General features: G+C 72.0%; 10 protein-coding genes. 1 reads left to right on the forward strand and 9 read right to left on the reverse strand.

All coding sequences use genetic code 11. The features are described from left to right. Nucleotides 1-2: 2 nt before the first annotated feature. The gene (locus AB3X10_RS18730) at nucleotides 3-755 is read right to left on the reverse strand and encodes an ECF-type sigma factor (protein ID WP_369976923.1); all 753 of its coding nucleotides are present in this window, start codon (nucleotides 753-755) and stop codon (nucleotides 3-5) included. Nucleotides 756-941: 186 nt separating this feature from the next. Between AB3X10_RS18730 and AB3X10_RS18735 the strand changes: the two genes are divergently transcribed. Beyond that, on the forward strand, nucleotides 942-1958 hold the full coding sequence (locus AB3X10_RS18735; RefSeq protein ID WP_369976924.1) for a DUF4434 domain-containing protein: 1017 nt from the start codon (nucleotides 942-944) through the stop codon (nucleotides 1956-1958). Between the two features lie 75 nt (nucleotides 1959-2033). Here the strand turns inward: AB3X10_RS18735 and AB3X10_RS18740 are convergent, their stop codons facing one another. The 8 genes from AB3X10_RS18740 to bcsB form a co-directional block, all read right to left on the reverse strand. Next, nucleotides 2034-4862 (reverse strand): NfrA family protein, encoded by a 2829-nt coding sequence (locus tag AB3X10_RS18740; protein WP_369976925.1) that lies wholly within the window; start codon nucleotides 4860-4862, stop codon nucleotides 2034-2036. Continuing rightward, on the reverse strand, nucleotides 4859-7003 hold the full coding sequence (locus tag AB3X10_RS18745; protein ID WP_369976926.1) for a glycosyl transferase family protein: 2145 nt from the start codon (nucleotides 7001-7003) through the stop codon (nucleotides 4859-4861). The genes AB3X10_RS18740 and AB3X10_RS18745 overlap by 4 nt, the downstream gene beginning before the upstream one ends. 6 nt (nucleotides 7004-7009) lie before the next feature. Further along, nucleotides 7010-9235, reverse strand: coding sequence for a hypothetical protein (locus tag AB3X10_RS18750; protein WP_369976927.1), 2226 nt, complete (start codon nucleotides 9233-9235; stop codon nucleotides 7010-7012). Beyond that, nucleotides 9232-10413 (reverse strand): non-hydrolyzing UDP-N-acetylglucosamine 2-epimerase, encoded by a 1182-nt coding sequence (wecB, locus tag AB3X10_RS18755; protein ID WP_369976928.1) that lies wholly within the window; start codon nucleotides 10411-10413, stop codon nucleotides 9232-9234. The genes AB3X10_RS18750 and wecB overlap by 4 nt, the downstream gene beginning before the upstream one ends. Nucleotides 10414-10613: 200 nt before the next feature. Then, nucleotides 10614-11129, reverse strand: coding sequence for a peptide deformylase (gene def, locus AB3X10_RS18760; protein ID WP_369976929.1), 516 nt, complete (start codon nucleotides 11127-11129; stop codon nucleotides 10614-10616). Nucleotides 11130-11518: 389 nt separating this feature from the next. Next, nucleotides 11519-16015 (reverse strand): cellulose synthase subunit BcsC-related outer membrane protein, encoded by a 4497-nt coding sequence (locus AB3X10_RS18765; protein WP_369976930.1) that lies wholly within the window; start codon nucleotides 16013-16015, stop codon nucleotides 11519-11521. Then, a complete protein-coding gene (gene bcsZ, locus AB3X10_RS18770; RefSeq protein ID WP_369976931.1) occupies nucleotides 16003-17166 on the reverse strand; it encodes a cellulose synthase complex periplasmic endoglucanase BcsZ in 1164 nt (387 codons plus the stop codon). The genes AB3X10_RS18765 and bcsZ overlap by 13 nt, the downstream gene beginning before the upstream one ends. Next, nucleotides 17163-19463 carry a cellulose biosynthesis cyclic di-GMP-binding regulatory protein BcsB gene (bcsB, locus tag AB3X10_RS18775; protein ID WP_369976932.1) on the reverse strand — a complete coding sequence of 767 codons (2301 nt, stop codon included), beginning with the start codon at nucleotides 19461-19463 and terminating at the stop codon, nucleotides 17163-17165. The genes bcsZ and bcsB overlap by 4 nt, the downstream gene beginning before the upstream one ends. Nucleotides 19464-19502 lie beyond the last annotated feature (39 nt).

Raw genomic sequence — 19502 nt, forward strand, 5'->3', positions numbered from 1 at the left:
CGTCACGGCTCGCGCAATTGCGCGTGCAGGAACGCGCGCGCGCGTTCCCACTCGCGGTAGACCGTGCGCAACGAACAATCCAGCAGCTCGGCGATTTCGGCGAACTCGAGCCCGGCGAAAAAATGCAGTTCGACCACTTCGCGCCGCTGCGGATTGATTTCGCCCAGCGCCTCCAGCATTTCGTTCAATTCCAGCACCCGCGGCTCCGGACCGTCGTCGGCAGCCAACGAGACGGTGAGCGTGACCGCCACCTGCCCGCCGCCACGCTTCTCGCTGGCGCGACGCCGGGCATGGTCGATGACGATCCAGCGCATCGCCTTGGCCGCGGCGACGAAAAAGTGCCGGCGATTGACGGTGGACAGCGGCTCGCCGGTGGTCGCGCGCAGGTACAGTTCGTGGACCAGCACCGTCGGGCTGAGCGTGCGCTCGCCGGCCCCCAGCCGCGTGGCGGCCAGCCGGTGCAGTTCCGGATACAACAATTCGAAGACCGCCGAGAGCCGCTCCGGCGCACCCGCACGCGCCTGCACCAGCAGGTGGGTGATCTCGTGTTCCATCGGCTTCCCCGGACCATGCCCGAACTCGCGGATAGGGTAGCGCACGGAACCTCCACCGGTGCTCCCGGCGTTGGCCGCTGGCTCGGCATGGGAGGCAGCCCATTGGAACACTGCCCGCCTCTGCAGAGACACCGAACTATCCACTCGTGTCGACCTCTTCGCGAATCGACGCGCCCGGCGCCTGTTGCCGGTGTCGCTCACCCTTGCATCCGCACGCTCCGGCTTGCGCGTCGTTCGGCCGACTCGACGTGATGGTCAACAATGCCGGCCTCGGCCCGAACACGCCGCTGGAGAACGTCACCCCGAAGCTCCATCGCACCCGCGCGACACGCTCGTTGGTGGCGATGCTGTAGAACTGCGGCCTGGATCTCGCCACGCGCGGACGCAATGAACAACGATCGCTTTGGCTCCCGTCCCGTCTCGTCCGGCCGGCGCGACCTGCTGCGGCTGGCGGTGCTGGCGCCGGCGGCGTTCGGCTTGGGTATGCTGCCGGGCTGTTCGACTCCACCGCGTTTCGATGGCGGCTTCATCCAGCCGTGGCGCAGCCACCTGGAGCTGAGCGCGCAGGACTGGCAGCGGCACATGGCGCTCGCCCAGCGCATGGGCTGCCGGCAGATCGTGCTGCAGTGGGCCGGGCTGTACGGCGGCGGCGATGAGGCGGACTGGACCGTGCCCGACGGCGTGATGCAGCGGATCTTCTCCAGCGCCGCCGGCGCGGGCCTGCAGGTGCGCGTCGGCCTGCCCTACCACAGCGGCTGGTGGCGGGCGCTGCAGGCGCCGGACCCGGCCGCGCTGGATGCCTTCCTGGCGCTGGCCCTGGACAACGCGCGCAGCTACCTGCAGACCGCGCCGTGGGCCAGGCAGGACAACTTCGCCGGCTGGTACCTGCCGTACGAGCTGGAACAGTTCCACTGGGCGCAGGACGATCGGCAGCGTCGTCTGTGCGCCTGGCTCGGTGCGCTGTGCGCTGCGGCCAAGGCCGGCACTGGGCAGGTCACTGCGATCTCAACGTATTTCAGCCGGTTGCCGACCACCGGTTCGCTGGCGCAGCTGTGGACCCGCATCCTCGACCAGGTGCCGCTGCGGCCGATGGTGCAGGACGGCGTCGGCGTGGCCGGGCTGGACAACCTGGACGGGGTGAATCCATTGCTGGCGCTGCTGCGCGCGCGCCAGGTCGATTTCGACGTGGTGGTCGAACTGTTCGAGCAATTGCCCGGCACGGCCGCCGATGGCAGCGACTTCCAGGCGCAGACCGCCGATGCCGCGCGCATCGCCAAGCAGCTGGCGTGGGCGCGGCGCAGCGGCGCCGCCGGCATCTACGCGTTCGCGCTGGATCCGTGGCTGTCGCAGGACACCCCGCGCGCGCAGGCGCTGCGCCGGCAGTGGCGCAGCGGGCGCGGGTAGGTCCGTCCGGCGCAGGCTGCGGCGCGCACGGGCAGGCCCGAGCGCGGCATCGGGCCGCGGCTGGACACGCCGTTTTCAGTAGGACAGGGTCGCCGTGGCGAACAGCCCCTTGGCGCGCTGGGTATCGCCGCCGCCCAGGGCGTAGCGGTACTGCACGGTCAGGTCCAGGTAGGAGCGCGCCGCGTGGTAATGGTCTTCGCGGAACCAGTAGCGCACGCCGACGCCGGGGCCGGCGCCGAGCGACCAGCTGCGCTCGGTGTCGGACAGAGCGAACGATTGCTCGCCGATCAGCGGGTATTCGATGCCGCTGACCCGCGAGCGCTGGTCGAGCCAGTCCGCGCCCACCACCAGATACGGGGTCAGCACCCAGGGAGCCTGCCCGGCGCCGACGCGGTAGCTGCGGCCGGCGCGCACCTCGGCCGCGGCGAAGGCCTGCTGGCGACGCAGGCGGCCATCGGAATCGGACAGGCGCTGCGCTGGATCGCCGTTGCCGTCCAGGCTGTCCACGCTGAAGCGGGCGCGGTTGTCGTCCCAACTGTAGCCGGCCTGCGCGTAGCCGCTGACGGTCCACCACTGGCGGGTATCGGTGCGCAAGCCGGTCCCATGGTAGAAGCCGTAGGTCAGGTAGGTCATCCAGCCGCCTGCGTCGCTGTCGAGCCGGTAACGGGCCAGCGTGTCGACCTGCAACGGGCGCTCGGATCGGGTCTGGATGCGGCAGCGCACGTCCGCCGCGTCCGCATAGACGCCGCCGCGGCGGCTGCCGCTGCCGAGGAACTGGCGGCGTTCGATGCCCACGCTCAGGCCGGTCTGGGCGAACGCGTAGCGCAGGCCCAGCGAACCGACCGTGGACGGCCAGCCGGCGACCGAACGCGAGCGGCTGAGACGCTCGGCGCGGTCGCGCGCATCGGCGGTGGCTTCGCCGGTGCAGGGATCCACCGCGAGCAGGGACTCGTAGGTGCCGCCCTCGTCGTACAGGGTGTTGGCCAGGCGCGCGTAGGCTTCCAGCGTGCCGTGGCGGTCGTTGAACGCGGCCGGACGCCAGAACGCTTCCAGCGTGCCGAAGACCGAATCGCCCGGCGTGCTGACCGCCGCACCGCCGAGGTTGGTCGCGGCCTGGCGGGCGCCGCGGTAGCCGGCCGACAGGGTCATGCCCCATTCGCGCGAGACCTCCGCGATCGACTGGCGGGTGGCCTCGCGCTGCGTCGTGTCCAGCGGCAGTTGGCCCGCATCGGCACGGTCGATGGCCGTGCGCAGCAGCTGCGCCGCCTGCCGGCGGTCGCCGGCGGCGGCGCTGGCATAGGCCTGGTCCAGCACCACCGTCGGCGGCGCCTTGCCGGTGGCGTCGGCGGCGCGGAAGTCGGCCAAGGCCTGCTGCGGCGTGCCGATGCGCCGGGCGAGGTAGCCGCGCTGCATCAGCAGGCCGGCATCGTCCGGGGTCGCGGCCAGCGCCGTGTCCAGGCGCTGGCGCGCCTCGGCCTGCTGGGTGGGGTCGCCCGCCGCCAGCGCGGTGGTCAGCAATGCCTGCAGCGACGCACTGTCCGGGTCGGTGCGCACGGCCTCGCGGGCGTTGTCGATGGCCGCCGGGTAGTCCTGCCGTGCGTACGCGGCATAGGCCGTGCGCGCGGCGCCGCCCCCGTCCTGCAGGTCGGCCGGCAGCAACGTGCACCGGCTGCCGTCCGCGGCCTGGCGGCATTGCTGGATCGGCGCCGGATAGGTCGCCTGGGTCAGCGCCTGGCCGGGACGCGCGCCGCGCAGCGCGCGCTCGCGCTCGGCCACCGCCGCGGCCAACCCCTTGCCGGTGGCCGCGTCCGCGTCCGCCGGCACATCGGTCCGCAGCGGGGCCAGCAGGCGCTCGGCGCGGGCACGGTCGCCGGCGGCCACGGCCGCATCGACCGCCAGCAGGCGCACGTTGCGCCGCTGCTGCGGGTCCAGCTGCGCCTGGCCCAGCGCCGCGTCGAAATCGGCGTTGGCCTGCGCAGCGCGGCCCAGCCGCTGCAGCATGTAACCGCGCATCACCCGCGCATCGGTATCCGCGCCATCCTGGGCGAGCGTGGCGGACGCGGCGTCCACGCCGTCCTGCAGATGCCCGCCGAGGAGCAGCGCGCGCATCAGCAGCAGGCGGTAGTGGCCGTCAGCGGGCGCCAGTTGCACCGCCCTGCGTGCCGGCGCGATCGCGTCCTCCGGGCGCTGCGCGGCCAGCGCCTGCTCGCCGAGCTGGGCCGCCGCGCTCGCCTGCGCGCGTTCGATGCGCTCGCGACCGGCCAGCACCTCGCTGCGGTTGGGCGCGCCCAGCGCCAGCGCGGAGTTCGCCGCCTGCCGGGCCGCGTCCAGATCGCCCTGCGTTTCCAGCGCGGACACCCACAACAGCGCCCACCCGCCCTGCTGCGGCTGCTGGCGGAACGCCTGTTCGGCCTTGCCGGCGGCCTCGGCCATGCGGCCGGCGTTGTAGGCGTCGTAGGCCTGGGTGGCCAGCGCGAAGGCGCGCCGGTAGGCCTGTTCGGCCGCGCTCGGATGCGCCGTCGCACGCGGCGCTGGGGCACCGCCGGCGCGCGCAGCGGCCGTGGATGCGGCGGTCGTGGCGGCGGCTAGGCCCGGCAGCGCTGGATCCTGCAGCCCATCGGCCAGCGCGCGGCGTGCCTGCGCGCGCGCGTCGTCGCCGCGGCCCAGCTTCTGCAGCGCGTAGATCTGCAACAGGCGCAGGCGCGTCACGTCCGGGCGCAGTCGCGCCGCTTCGGCGGCCTGGCGGTTGGCCTGCTGGTAATCGCCCCGCGCATAGGCCGCGTAGGCATCCTCGGCGATGCGGTAGGCGGCGCCGGCCAGCGGCGGTTGCTGCGCGTGCGCAGCAGCGCTGCCCAGGCCGAGCAGGCTCAGCGCGATCACGCTGGAGAGCAAGGTGGTTCTCATGCCTGCAGCTCTCCGTCGGCGCTGTAGCGGGGTTGGCCGGAACGGCGCTGCTGCTCGCGCACCGCCGCGGCGATCGCCGCTTCGGTGGCGACGCCTTGCTTGACCAGGTGATCGCCGATGCGACCGTCGCGCTGCGGCTTGTAGTCGTCCAGCACGCGCTCGAACTGGTCGCGCGCGATCAGGCGCAGCTCCACCAGCAGATCGCCCAGCAGCGGCACCGCATCGACGCGGTAGCGCTCGCCGCTGATCAGGCGCAGGCCGGCGTTGATCTCGCTTTCGCGCGCGATCGACTGTTTGAGCACGCTCGCGTCGACGTCGTGCAGCAGCCGCACCTGCTCGGCCTCGGGCAGCGCGTTGGACACCGCGACCGCCAATTCGCCGGGCACGCTCGACGGCAGCGGCAGCAACCGCCACTGCACGCAGGCCTCGACCGACAGCGGGAACTGCCCGGCCTGCAGGTAATCGACGTCGATCGCCGCGCGCGGCAGGTCGCCCTGGAAGGCGATGGCCTCGGCCAGGGTCTCGTCGTCCAGCCAGCCCTGCGCCACCAGGATCCGGCCCAGCGGTTGCTGGCGTCCGCCCTGCTGTTGCTGCAGCGCCTGCTGCAGGCGCTCGGGTTCGACCGCCTCCCAGGTGGCCAGCAGCTCGCCCAGGCGCCGGCGCGTATGCACCAGCTGCGCGGCGCTGGGGAAATCGTGCATGGTCTTGTCCCACACCATGCGCTTGCCGAACAGCAGGTACAGCAGGAACAGGCGCCAGGCGCGCGCGGTCGCCATGAAGTTGATCATGTTGCCGACCACCATGCGCGGGATCGACATCAGCGCATGCTCCCAGCCGTACAGGCGGTTGACGAAATAGAAGCGCTGCGCCACGCGCGTGGCCAGCGCCGCGGTGGTCAGCAGCGCCACGTTCATCGGCCAGGTGCCGCTCTGGAAGATGGTCGGGAACTGCGCGGTCCACGCGCCGCTGGCCTTGAACAGCCAGAACAGCATCAGCTGCAGGAAGATCAGGTAGGCGAAGACGCTGACGAACGAGGTGACGATGCCCTTGCGGTCGCGCGCGAGCAGGTACTTGGTGGCCAGCGAGCCGCGCCAGCCCAGCGTCTCCCAGCTCTGCAGGCCGATGCCCAGCACCCAGCGCGCCTTCTGCCGGTACGAGGCGCGGAAGTTGTCGGGGAAGTACTCGCGCACGCACAGCGCCATCTGCAAGGTGCGCTCGCGCACCGGGCCCCAGCCGAACCACGACGGGCGGCGCACGCGGAACTGCACCGGGAAGCGCGCGAAGATCGAATGCATGCCCATCGCCGCCAGGCGCGCGCCGACGTCGTAGTCCTCGGTCAGGCTCTCGGTGTTGAACGGCTGGTTGTCGCTGACCTGGCTCAGCGCCAGCAGCGCCTTGCGCGAGAAGCAGGTGCCGACGCCGGCCGAGGGCACCATGCCGGAGACGCTCTCGCGCACCACCAGGTCCTTGGCGTGCCATTCGGCGAACTCGTCCATGTACACGCCGGCGACCAGTTCGTACCACTCGCGGTCCAGCGAGGTCACCGGCAGCTGGATCATGTCCTTGCGCGGCAACAGGTAATTGAAGAAGCGCAGCTCCAATGGGTGCAGCACGTCTTCGCTGTCGTGCAGGACCACGCCGGCGAATTCGATGCCGTTCTGCTTCTCGTACTCGAAGATCGCCAGGACCAGCCAGTTCAGGCAGTCGGCCTTGCTGGTCGGGCCTTCGTGCGGCACCTCGATGCGGCGCATGCGCTTGTAGCGGCGGCGCATGCGCTCCACTTCGGCGATGGTCTGCGCATCGTTGGGATAGGTGCCGACGAAGACCACGTAGTCGTGGTAGTCGAGCACGTCGATCATGTTCTCGACCATCTGCCCGATCACGTCGTACTCGGCCCAGGCCGGCACCATGATCGCCAGCGTCTGTTCGGGCCGCTGCAGCAGGTCCTGCTGGGTCAACGGCCGGTATTGGCTGCGCTGCTTGACGATCAGGCTGCGCCAGATCTCGCGCACCCAGTACCAGGCATCGATGAACAGGTCGTCGAGGCTGGAAATCAGGATCACCACCGCGACCACCACCGCCGCCGTCTCCAGGAAGGCGTAGTAGTTGGCCAGGTGGATGTTCCAGGACAGGCTGTCCACGTGCGGTCAGTGCCCGCTCTGCGCGGACGTGCGGCGACGCCGCACCTGCGTCACCCGCGCGGCCAGCAGCATGAACACGATCAGCGCCACCAGCGCCAGCAGCCACACCATGTGCTGCTCCCAGATCGGTTGCGGGTCGGCCTGCTCGGCCAGGCGCGCGCCGGTCGGGTCCTGGCCATCGAAGTCCTGCACCACGCCGCGCGCATCCAGCAGCGCCAGGTTGCCGTGGACCAGCCGGAACGGCTCTTCGATCTGCGGTCCCTGCGTGCCCAGCTCGCGGTAGATCACCCCGGTGTTCGCGCCGCTGCCGACCACTTCCACCAAGGCGGCGCGGTCGAGCCCGGCCAGGTCCAGCAGCACCTGCTTGTCCGGGCCGGACACCACCAGCTTGCCGTCGCGCAGCGCCCCGCTCTGCGCCAGGCCCTGCGGGGCCAGCACGAAGCTGAGGTAGGCGCCGCTGGGCGCGATCGCGGTCGCGGGATCGCCGACCTTGAGCAGCGCCTGCATCGGCGAGGCCCCGGTCGCGCTGGCGATGTGGATCACCTTGGCCAGCGACGCCGGCGCATCCTGCAGCCAGCTCGCGGGCACGAACACCTCGTGCGGACCGGCCAGTTGCGCGGCCGCGCCGACGAAATCGCCACCCAGGCTGCGCTCGGCCAGGCGGATGTGGCTGCTGGGCAGCACCGACACCGGGTAGCCGGTAGCCGGGTCGTGGCAATACGCACGCGCCGGCTGGCGCAGGAAGCTGATCCGTACCTGGTTGCGCGCGGCCAGGGCGAAGCGCGGCAGCTTGGCGATCAGGCGCTGCGGCTTGCCGTCGCCGTCGAGCACCTTGGCGCCCACCAGGTAGTCGTTGAAGAAGATCGAGGCGACCGCGCCCTGCCCGGCCGGATTCGGCGCCGCGGAAACGTCGAGCACCACCTCGCTGGGCACGCGCCCATCGCTGGACAGCCCACCCAGGTCGAAGTTCACGCTGCGCTCGCCGCGCGCGACGATGTCCAGGGTGCCGGCGATGTTGCCCAGGCGCCCGAGCAGCACCACGCCCTTGTCGGCCGGCGGCAGCAGCGCCGCGCCGACCTGCAGCGAACCGCCCAGCGCATAGGCGCGCCACTGTTCGCTGAGCAGGCCGGCGGCCTTGGCGCCGGCGCCGTTGGCGACCAGCAGGGTCGGACGCCCGCCGACCAGGGCCACCGCCACCGACGCCGGCGCGGCCGGCTGTTCGAATCCGGCCATGTCGGTCCTGCGCCAAGCGGCGAACGCGCTGGCCGCGTCCGGCGCGGCGCCGGCGACCTCGCCGGCCAGCGCATCCAGCGCGGCGCGCACGCCGGCGCGCAGCGGATCGCTGAGCACCGCCACGTCGACCGCGAGCGGACCGGCGTCGCCGAGCGAGAGCAGCGCGCCGACCTCCGCCAGGCTGCCGATGCGGTGGCGGGCGCTGCCGTCGGACAGCGCCGCGTAGGCCGGGATGCCGGCCAGGCTGACCGGGATCGCCAGCCCGCGCAGGTCCACGCTCGCGCCCACCGCCGGCAAGGCGACCACCTGCACGCGCTTGCCGCCGTTCTGCAGCGCCGCACCCACGCGCCAGGCGGTGTCGTAGCTGTCGGCGCGGGTGGCGCGGCCTTCCACCAGCAGCCGCACCGTGGCCGGCAATGCGCCCCAGGCCTTGGCCACGGTGTCGATCGCGCGGCCGTCGAAGCGATAGCTGAAGCGCGAGTCCGGCGACAGCCGCAGCACGTTGGCCGGCGCGCTCTGGTCGGCGCACTCGCGCTCGGAGACCACCGACCACCAGCCCACGCCGAAGCGCACGAAGCCGCTGGGACGGGCGAAGCCGTCGATGCCGATCACCTGGCCGAGGTCGCCCTGCGCGTCGGTGAGCGAACGCGCCGACACCGGGTCGCCGTCGATCGACAGCAGGCTGGCGCTGCGCCCGGGATGCCCGCGCATGTAGCGCGCATCCACCTGCAGCTGCGCATCGCGGGTCGCCACGCCTGCCGGCACCGGCAGGTAGATCTCGCGCTGGCCGTCCTGGCCGCTGAGCACCAGCGGCTGCTTGAACCCGAGCTCGCGCAGGGTCATCGAACGCTGCACCGTGGTCTCGGCCGTCCACTCGCCGAACTGGCCGGCGACGGAGTCGGCGGCGGCGGCGGCGGCGGGAGTCAACGGGGCCAGCAGGACCAGGGCCAGCGGCACGACCGTGGGAAAGCGTGCGGTACGACGTCGGGTCTGGGTCATGGTGTCGCTTCTAAGAGAGGAAGGTGGGAAACCGCCACGGCCGGGCCGGGCGCGAACTGGTCGAAGGGCAGGCCGCGCAACGCGGCCACGATCCGCGCCGAGGCGCGGCCATCGCCGTAGGGGCTGGCGCCGGGCAGGAACTGCGCGGGCCTTGCCGGCTTGGCGCAGGCCGCGGCGACCGCGGCCACGATCCGCGCCGGATCGGTGCCGACCAGCGCGACCACGCCGGCCTTCACCGCTTCCGGACGCTCGGTGACATCGCGCATCACCAGCACCGGCCGGCCCAGCGCCGGCGCTTCTTCCTGCACGCCGCCGGAATCGGTAAGCACCACGTGTGCGCGCTGCATCAGGCGCACGAAGTTGAGGTAGTCCTGCGGCGCGATCAGGTGCACGTTGGGCAGGCCGCCCAGTTGCGCGTGCACCGGGCCCTGCACGTTCGGGTTCAGGTGCACCGGGTAGACGATCTGCAGGTCCTGGCGCTGCGCCAGTTCGGCCAGCGCGCGGCAGATGTTGGCGAAGCCGTCGCCGAAGCTCTCGCGGCGGTGCCCGGTGACCAGCAGCAGCTTGCGCCGCGGATCCAGGAACGCGAACTGCGCATCGACCGCCTCGCGCAGCGCGGTATCGCGCGCGAGCCGTTCGACGGTCAGTTGCAGCGCGTCGATCACGGTGTTGCCGGTGACGCTGATGCGGCCGGACAGGTGTTCCCGCTCCAGGTTGCCGCGCGCGTCATGGGTGGGCGCGAACAGATGGTCGGCGACCACGTCGATCACCCGCCGGTTCATTTCTTCCGGCCAGGGCTGCTGCAGGTTGCCGGTGCGCAGGCCGGCCTCGACGTGGCCGACCGGAATGCGCCGATGGAACGCGGCCAACGCGGCGGTCATCGCGGTGCTGGTATCGCCGTGCACCAGCACCCGGTCAGGCTGCACTTGCGCGTACAGGGCGTCGAGTTTGTCGAACAACCGCGAGCACAGCCCGTTGAGGGTCTGGTCGGGCACCATCACATCGAGGTCGTGATCCGGCGCGATCGCGAACAGGCCCAGCACCTGGTCCAGCATCGCCCGATGCTGTCCGGTGATGCAGACCAGGGAGTCGATGTCCGGCGCGGCATGCAGCGCGCGGACCAGCGGCCCCATCTTGATCGCTTCGGGGCGCGTACCAAAAACGGAAAGAACTTTCACCAGCACACTCCATGTGGGTCACCGAAAATAAGTGACCAACGTCACACAACAATGGGGCATGCGGCACAAAATAGCCAGTCCGGCCGGTAGACACCGTGTGTCGAGGGATACCGGACGCGGACGCCCGCTGCCGTGCCCTGCCGCGACGGGCGGGCGCAGTGCAGGCCGTGCGCGGCGCGGACCGCGCTACGGCGGGTGCGCTACAGCTCGTAGGACAGCACGTCCTCGAAGCCGAACCTGCCGAAGTCGCGGATCCGCGACGGGTACAGCCGGCCGATCAGGTGGTCGTGCTCGTGCTGCACCACCCGCGCATGGAAGCCTTCGGCCTCGCACGCCACCGGGGTGCCGTGCGGGTCCACGCCGCGGTAGCGGATGCGGCGGTAGCGCGGGATCACCGCGCGCAGCCCGGGAATGGACAGGCAGCCTTCCCAGCCGTCCTCCAGCTCGTCGGACAGCGGCTCGATCTGCACGTTGGCCAGCGCCGTGCGCGGCACCGGCGGCGCATCGGGATAGCGCGCGTTGCTGTCGAAGCCGAACACCATCAATTGCAGGTCCACCGCGATCTGCGGCGCGGCCAGGCCGACCCCGCGCGCGGCGTCCATGGTCTCGAACATGTCGGCGACCAGCGCCTGCAGCTGCGCGCTGCCGAAGTCGCCGACCGGCTGCGCGATGCGCAGCAGGCGCGGGTCGCCCATGCGGATGATGTCGCGGATCATGGCCTGCTCCTGTCGCCGAATGCCGCCGATTATCCGCCGAGCGCGGCGCGCCTGCAGCGTTGTGGGGCGTTCGTGCGGCTGCCAGCGTTCCGGTTGCGGATGGCGTCGGGGCTGAAGCCCCTCCCACAGTGCACCCAGCCGGCCGATCGCCAGGCCTCTGCAGGCGCGGTTTCGACCGCGACGAACGCAACCGCACACCACGCCGGTTGCGGCTACCGGTCGGGGCTGAAGCCCCTCCTACAGTGCACCCAGCCGGCCTGCCGCGGGCCCCTGCAGGAGCGGCTTCAGCCGCGACGAACGCAGCCGCACACCACGCCGGTTGCGGCTACCGGTCGGGGCTGAAGCCCCTCCTACAGTGCACCGGGCGGCCCGATCGCCAGGCCCCTGCCCTACTCGCCCACGTACGGCGAGGCCAGCACCTGCGGGCGGCGGCCGAGGCCGGCGCCGAGCCGGTCGAGCACGAAGCGTACGTAGAGGTTGGTGCTGAACTGGTTGTAGTCGCGGGCGTTGTTGAAGATCAGCCTGCCACCCAGGAACAGCTGCGGGGCCAGCTGCCACTCGGCCGCGCCGGCGATGTTGTAGGACACGCCGGTCTTGCTCTGCCCGGCGTAGACCGGCGCGGTGTAGGTGTCCACCAGGCCCAGCAGCGCGGCCAGCGATGCCGCGTCGTAGGCGTCCTGCTGCATCTGCGCGCTGGTCGGGAAGTAGTTGCTGTCGTCGCTGCGGAAATGCTGCACGCCGACGCTGGCGTCCACGCTCCAGTTGACCTTGCGCCCGGACGAGCGCCCGCTCCAGTGCACCGGGAAGCCGAGATCGACGTAGTCCTGCGGGCTGAAGTAGCCGCCCTGGCCGTAGGTGTAGCCGCTGAGGTTCTTGTCGTACTGCATCGCGGTCAGGTTGAGGCCGGCGGTCAGCGACTGGTTCTCGGTCTCCAGCGCGTGCACGTACACGCCCAGGTCCACCTGGCGGTGGTCGTTGTCGGCGACGTTGTGGCCGATCACGCGGTCGGCGGTGAGGTTGGCGTAGCCGCCGAGCAGGCCGTTGTCGAGCGTGGCCGACAGGCGCACGCCGTTGCTGGTCACGCCGCCCCAGCGCAGCCCGGCGCGGCCGTCGTCGACGCCGGCGAAGGACAGCATGCTGTCGCTGACCGCGCGCCGGAACACCTGGCCCGAGTAGCTCAGGTTCTCGCCGATCTGGCCGCGGTAGCCGGCGCCGCCGACGATGCGCTGCTCGGGGAAGCCGATCGGGGTGCTGCCCAGGTCGGCCGCGAAGCCGCCGTTCTTGTACTTCACCGACACGCCGACGCCATTGGTGTTCTGGTCCAGGCGCCGCGCGCCGTTGCCGTTGGCGGCCATCGTGTACAGCGCCTGGCTGAAGCCGGCCGGGGTCAGGCTGGCCGCGGTGGTGTTGGCGGCCAGCGCCTTGAAGCGGGTGATGTCGGCGGCGCTGAGGTCGGCGCTGCGCGAGGCGTCGTCGAGGATGGCGCTGGCCAGGGTGCTGATCGAGACGTCGGCGGCGACGTTGCCGAGCAGGAACACCGACAGCGGTTCGGCATACAGCGCCTGCAGCGCCGCCGCCTCGCGCTGCGCGTTGGTCAGGCTGGCGTCGGTGTCGTTGTACAGCTCGTTGTACAGGCCGGTGTTCACCGCGTAGGTACGCAGCGCGTTGCGGGTGGCGGTGGTGTCGCCTTCGGTGAGCAGCAGCTGGTACAGGTCGCTGCCGATCAGGTCATCGATCGGCGTGCGATCGGCGGCCAGGGCGTCGCCCATCGCAGCGCTCGGGCCGGCGCCGAAGCGGCTGGCGGTGGAATAGGCGTTGTCCAGCGTGCCGGCATCGAGCAGGGTCGGGGTGACATCGACGCTGAGCTTGCCCTCGCCGACCGCGAACTCGCCGTGCAGCGGCACTTCCAGGTCGTTCAACTTGCCCAGCCCGGCCTCGCCGTCGCGGGCGCGGTAGGTGGCGCCGGCGGCCAGGCTGTCGCTGTTCTCCGATTGCACTTCGCGCAGTTCGTCGAGCACGGTGCCGGTCCGCGCCGGCGTGGCCAGCGCCTGCGCCTGGCGTGCGCTGCCGGTGGCGACCACGCGGTCGTCGGGATAGTAGGACGGGGCCAGGCTGGCGGCCGGCGCACGCTGGCCCGGCACCGGCAGCGCCGCCAGCTGCACGCCGGCGGGAGCGGCGCTGGCGCTGGCCGGCGGCGGCAGGTCGTCGCCGCCGGCATAGGCGCTCGCCGCCGGCGCTGCCGGCAGCGGCGCCTGTGCGGCGCTGGCGTAGGCCGGCGCCGGGTAGCCGCCGCCGAGGCTGTCGGAGATCACCGCCGGGCTGCGCGGCATGCGTCCGCTCATGCCGGCGAACGGGTTCAGCGGGCGCCCGGCGCCGGCGAACGACGCCGGACCGTTGGCCGCCGGCAGGCCGTTGTCGTGCTGGCCGGCCTCGCGCGCCTGCGCCGCCAGCGCGGCGCGGAAATAGCTTTCGGCCTTGCGGCTCTTGCCGGCGCTGCGGTACACGCGGCCGGCCGCGCTCAGCACCGCCGGCGAGTCCGGCGCCTGCGCCAGCGCGCGCTGCAGATAGTCCTCGGCGCTGTCGAGGTCGCGCAGCGCGGCGGCGGTGTTGGCCGCGGCGATCAGCGTGTCCAGGTCGTTGGGCGATTGCTGCAGCTGCTGCTGGTACAGCACCAGCGCCTGGCGCTGGTCGCCGGCGGCGGCGTACAGCCGCGCCAGCGCGGCCACCGCCTTGGGATCCTGGTTCTGCTGCGCCAGCAGCGGCGCCAGCGCGTCGTAGGCCGCTTCCAGGTTGCCCAGTTCGCGCAGCGCGTCCACCTGGCGCAGCGTGTAGCCGCTGCGCAGGGCCTGGTAGCGGCGCTGCTGCTCGGCGTTCATGTCGGTGTCGCGCAACTGGCGCAAGGTCGCCGCCAGTTCGGCGTCCTGCTGCGCGCGCAGCAGCACGCTGGCGTACTGCAATCGCGCCTCGGTACCCGGGTTCTGCGCGACCAGGCGCTGCGCCAGGGTCAGCGCGCGCTGGTTGCTGCCGATGTCGGCGTAGGCGCCGGCCATCGACGCCAGCAGCGCCGGCTGTTCCAGCGCGCCGCCGAGCGCGGCCTCGGTGCGCGCCAGCAGCAGCTGCGCCTCGCCGGCGCGGCCCTGCTGTTGCAACAGCCGCGCCTGCGCGGCCTGCTGCTCGACCCAGGCGGTGTTGCGCAGCGCGCTCATTTCCGCGGTCCGCGCCGCGCTGGGGATGCGCTCCAGGCTGGCGTAGGCGCTGGCCCAGTCGCCGCGTTCCTGCGCCAGCAGCGCATTGGCGTACAGCGCCTCGGGCATGTCGCCGTGCACCGCGAGCAGGCCGTCCATCACGCTGCGCGCCTGGTCCGGGCGACCGGCCTGCTGGTACAGCCGCGCCAGGTCCAGCCGCACCCATGGATCGCCGGGGCGCTCGACCATCGCCGCTTCCAGTTCGCTCTGCGCCGAGACCGTGTCGCCGGCCTCCAGCGCCTGCTTGGCGCGCGCGCGCTGCACGTTGGAGCGCAGCGTGGCTTCACCGCCGGCCTTTTCGCGCTGCGCCGGGCTGAGTCTGGCGAACAGGGCGCTGGCCTCGTCGGCGCGGCCCTGGCGGCTGTACAGGCCGATCAGGCCCTGCAGCGCGCCGGCGTTGTCGGCGCTCAGCGCCAGCGCCTGCCGATAGCTGCGCTCGGCCGCGGCCGCATCGGTGGCCGACTGCAGGTCGCCGAGCAGTACGTAGCCGGTGGCTTCGTTGGGCTGCAATTTGAGCGACTGCTGGGTCAGGCGCAGCGCTTCGTCGCTGTCGCCGCGGCCGCGCGCGGCCTGCGCCTGCTGCAGTTGCAGCCAGTAGCGGGCGCTGTCCAGCGCCGACCGCCATTTGCCATTGCCGGCCGCGGCCGGGCGCAGCAGTTCCTGCGCCTCGCCGAAGCGTTGCTGGCGCAGACGCACCGAGCCCAGGCCGCCAAGCGCGTCGGTGTCGCGCGGACGCGCGCGCAGCACCTGGGTGAAGCGCTGTTCGGCCACGGCGAGGTTGCCGGCGTTGAGCGCCTTGAACGCCTCGCCGAGCTGTTCGCCGGCCGGATCGCCGGCCTGCGCCGCGCGCTGCTCGCCCAGCTTGGTGGCCTTGGCGGCGACCTCGGCATCGTTCGGATTGGCCGCCAGGAACGCCTGGTACAGCGGCGCGTCGGCATTGCCGGCATTGAGCCACAGCAGCGCCTGGCGCCACGCGGCGCGGGCCGGGCCGCCGACGTCGGGACGCTTGCTCATCGCACCGAGCTGGGCGATGCCCTCGCGCCGCGACGGCTCGCGGTAGGTCAGCACCTGCGCCAGCGCCAGCGCCGCGGCGCTGTTGTTGGGCTGCGCCGCGGCCAGGCGGCGCAGGCCGTCGCGGGCGCCGTCCCAGCCCTGCGGGGTGCCGGCCAGGGCCTGGTAGTACTCCAGCGCCAGGTGGTCCGGCGGCGCCTTGCCGTCGAACAGCGCCTGGTACTCGCGCACCGCCTCCACGTAGCGGCCGGCCGAGGCGGCGCGGCGCGCATTGCGCAGGTTGATGCTGTCGCCGGTGCCGCCGATCGCCTGGCTCAGGCGCTGCGTCTGCGGCGCCTGCGGATGCACCTTCTGCAACTGCTGCAGGCGCTTGCGCGCCTCGCCCTGGCGGCCTTGCGCCAGGTCGATCTGGGCCAGGCCGAGCAGCGCGTCGGGCTGGTTCGGATCGACCCGCAGCAGCTTGCGCCAGGTATCGGCGGCCAGGTCGTCGCGGCCCTGGTCGTGCCAGTAGTTGCCCTGGCTGACCAGTTGCTGGGTGGCGTTGCCGGCCTGCGCGTGCGCGTTGCCGGCGAGCAGGCACAGGTCGATCATGCCGGCCAGGTACAGAGGCTTGAGGTTCATGCGGAACATTGGGTTCTCCAGGCGGGCTGCAGCAGGCCGTCTGCGGAAAAGCGATAGCGGTTATCGAGCCAGCCGCGTCCGAACAGGACCAGCACCCGATCGTAATAGGGAAGCTTCGCCGCGGCGGCATCGCCGGGCGCGGGAATCTGTTGCGCCTGCGCCTTCAGCAGCAGCGGCTGGCGCAGCGCGCTCAGGTACGGCAGCAGCGCGGCGGCGAAGCCGGGCGGCGCGGTGCCGCTGCCGACGCCCAGGCGGGTGTCGACCTTCTCGCTGAAGTGGCCCTGCGCCTGCAATTGCTGCAGCGGACCGGACAGGTCCTCGAGCAGTGCCTTGCGCAGCGGTTCGCCGGCATCGAGCATGCCGGCCCACAGGTATACGCGGACCGCGTCGTAGCTGCCCAGCGGGCCCTTGTCCGGATCGGCCACGAACGCGCGGCCGTCCCAGCCGATCCAGTCCGGGGCGAAGCCGACCGGCGCGCTGTCGCGCAGCAGGCGCGCACTGCGCTGCGCCAGTCCGGCCCACGGTCCTTTCGGATCGGCCGCGGCGAAACGGCGCAGCAGCTGGATCGGCAGGTAGCTGGGGTTGAGCGTCCAGCGCTGCGGCTTGGCGAAGCCCTTCACTGCCGGCAGCAGCATGCCGCCGAAGCCGGGCAGGTCGGCCAGTTCCTGGCGCCGCACCAGCGCCAGCGTCTGCATGCCGGCCTGGGTGTAGCCGGGCCGCTTCCACAGCCGCCCGGCCTCCAGCAGCGCATAGGCGATCCACAGGTCGGCATCGCTGGCGGTGTTGTCGTCGAGCACGCGCCAACTGCCATCGCCGGCGCGGCCCCACAGCCAGGCCGGCAGCACCTGCTGCGGACGGCCGCCGCTGAGGTTGTGCCGGGTCCAGCCGAGCAGCCGGTCGAACAGCACCTGGTCGTTGGCGACCAGCGCGAAGAACAGCGCGTAGGACTGGCCTTCGGAGGTGCTGCGCTGGTCGGCGTTGCTGAAGTCGATCACCCGCCCGCTGTCGTCGATGTGCTTGGCGACGAAGCTGGTCCATTCGCGCCACGGCGCGCAGGCGGCCGCCGCGGCCACGGCCGGCGGCGACGGCAGCAGCGCCGCGGCGCCCGCGGCGAGCACGCCGCCGAGCAGGCAGCGGCGCTGGCGCGCGTGCGGGGTCATTGCCCTTCCCGCAACCGTTGCGCCGAATGCCGGCGCAGCACCACGCGCGCGGCCAGCGCCAGCAGCAGGCTCAGCACCACCACCACCAGGCCGAGCAGCAACGGATGCTGCGAGAAGTACCAGCGCGCCCAGGTCGGCAGCGGCAGGTGGCCGACGTAATAGGTCTGGTTGCCGGCCAGGCTGCGGATCTTGCCCTGCTGCAGCAACACCACGCTGCCCTGGAAATCCTTCAGCGTGGCCGGCTCGAACCAGGCGTCGAACAGCTGGCCGACGCTGGACGGGTCCTCGGCCAGCAGCGCGACCACGCTGCGCCCGGGCTTGAGCGGCGACTCGAAGCCCATCAGCACCACGTCGCCCGGGGCCGGCTTCACCGCCACTTCGGCAGTGGTCGGCAGGTCGGTGCGGCGCGCGTCGAAGGACAGGAAACCGGGCAGCTTGTCGCGCGCCCAGTCGGTCATCGAGAAACGCCGGCCGCTGGCGCCCTCGCCGATCGGCAGGTGCTCGCTCCAGCGCTGGAACAGCGGCTGCGAGCGCGAGGAACCGAACACCAGCAGGTCGCTGTCGGCGTGCTGGTCCACCTCGCCGGCATGGATCAGCGTGGCGCGCAGCGCCGGATAGCCGGTGGACGCGCCGAGCTTGCCGAGCAGGGTCAGCAGGTTGGACATGTCCTGGTCGCTGGCCTCGTCCGGCACCACGATGGTGGATTCGGACAGGTCGGCCAGGCGCGTGAACGGATAGCCGGCATTGCCGAACGCGGCCAGGTTCGGCATCGCCATGTAGTGGTGGAACGAACTCAGGTCCACGCTCGAGTCGGCGTCGATCGCGCCGGACACGTCGGGGAAGGTGTTCTTGCATTCGCCGGCCTGCGGGCGGTCGAAGAAGAAGTGGAAGCGCAGCTGGCTGTTGGCCGAGAACGGGCCGGTCGGCAGCAGCAGCTTCTGCTCCACCGGCATCGCGCCCTTGGCCTTGAGGTCGTGCCACCACTGCAGCGGCAGCGATTCGGCGTACGCACGCCCGCTCAGCGGCAGGGTGGTGACGAAGGCATCGTTGATGCTGACGTTGAGCGCGGACTTGTTGCGCACGTCCGGCACCGTGTAGCGGTAGCGCAGGTTGACCGGGATGCCGTCGCGCTGCCACACGAACAGGTCCGGCGGCAGCTGCAGGCCGACCCGGATCAGGTCCGGGTGGTAGCCGCTGACGTTCAACTGCGAGGTCTGCGCGACCAGGTCGGCGAAGCGTACCGGGCCGTCGCTGGAGATCCAGTTCGGCGCGTCGTAGGGCTTGCGCGGCTGCGCCTGCTTCAGTTCGCCGATCCTGGCCACGGCGCCGTTGAACGGCGTGCCCAGCGCCAGCGCGGTCGCCGCCTGCTGCAGGTCGGCGTCGTTGCGGCCGAGCACCAGCAGCAGCTTGCCGGCCGGATCGCGCGGGTTGGACAGCACCGCCAGGGTCGGGCCGGCAATCTCGCCCAGGCCGTTCTGCGCGGTGGCCAGTTCCGCCGGCAGCGTGTTCGGCGTGGCGAACAGCACCGCGTTGCCGGTGGCCGGCACGTCGCCGATGGAGACGCTGAACAGCGCGCCGCGGTAACCGGCCTGCGCGCCGAACCACGAGGACACGATGCCGGCGCTGCGCAGCGTGGCCAGGTCCGGGCGCTGCGGGAACACGAACGGCAGTTCCAGCCGGCGCGTATCGCGCTTGTCGTAGAACGGCACCGGCAGCAGCGCCAGGTCGTTGGCCAGCACCAGCGGCGTGGTGCTCAGGGACAGCCGCGTGGCCGGGTCGATGTTGGCCCACAGGCTGGTGTGGTCCGGGTCCTCGCACTCGCGGGTGTAGTGCCCGATCAGTTGCAGGTTGAGCTGGTTGTAGTCGCTGACCAGGCGCGGGTCGATCGGCACGTCGGTCTGCTGCAGCTTGCCGGCGTTCTCGCGGGTCACCGGCAGGGTCGCCACGGTGACGCCGTTGACGGTGACCTTCAGGTGCGACAGCTCCGGCAGCAGCGCCGGCGAGTAGCTGTAGCTCAGGTGCAGCGTCGCCGCCTCGACCACTTCGTCGGTGCGCGCGCTGAACGACACGCCTGCGCTGCCCTGGATGCCGCGCAGGGTGATCTCGTAGTCCATGCCCAGCTGCTTCAGCGTCGCCGAACGCTCCTGCACGCCCAGCACGGGGGCCGCCGGCGCTGGCACCGCGGCCGCGCCGGTGGCGGGCGGCGCGGTCGGCGCGGCGGGGAGAGTCGGTTCCTGCGCCAGCGCCAGGCCGGACAGGATGGTGAGGCAGCACGCAGCCAAGGCAGGTAGGCGCATCGAGGGCAACCGGAAGAAAGAGGGAAGGAAGGACCGGGC

It is taken from the genome of Xanthomonas sp. DAR 80977 (assembly GCF_041240605.1).
Classification (GTDB): domain Bacteria; phylum Pseudomonadota; class Gammaproteobacteria; order Xanthomonadales; family Xanthomonadaceae; genus Xanthomonas_A; species Xanthomonas_A bundabergensis.

Bases quoted from the DNA above. Each gene is read 5' to 3' on its own strand.
- AB3X10_RS18735 (WP_369976924.1), top strand. From the start codon at position 942: ATGAACAACGATCGCTTTGGCTCCCGTCCCGTCTCGTCCGGCCGGCGC.
- AB3X10_RS18740 (WP_369976925.1), bottom strand. From the start codon at position 4,862: ATGAGAACCACCTTGCTCTCCAGCGTGATCGCGCTGAGCCTGCTCGGC.
- AB3X10_RS18750 (WP_369976927.1), bottom strand. From the start codon at position 9,235: ATGACCCAGACCCGACGTCGTACCGCACGCTTTCCCACGGTCGTGCCG.
- def (WP_369976929.1), bottom strand. From the start codon at position 11,129: ATGATCCGCGACATCATCCGCATGGGCGACCCGCGCCTGCTGCGCATC.
- AB3X10_RS18765 (WP_369976930.1), bottom strand. From the start codon at position 16,015: ATGTTCCGCATGAACCTCAAGCCTCTGTACCTGGCCGGCATGATCGAC.
- bcsZ (WP_369976931.1), bottom strand. From the start codon at position 17,166: ATGACCCCGCACGCGCGCCAGCGCCGCTGCCTGCTCGGCGGCGTGCTC.
- bcsB (WP_369976932.1), bottom strand. From the start codon at position 19,463: ATGCGCCTACCTGCCTTGGCTGCGTGCTGCCTCACCATCCTGTCCGGC.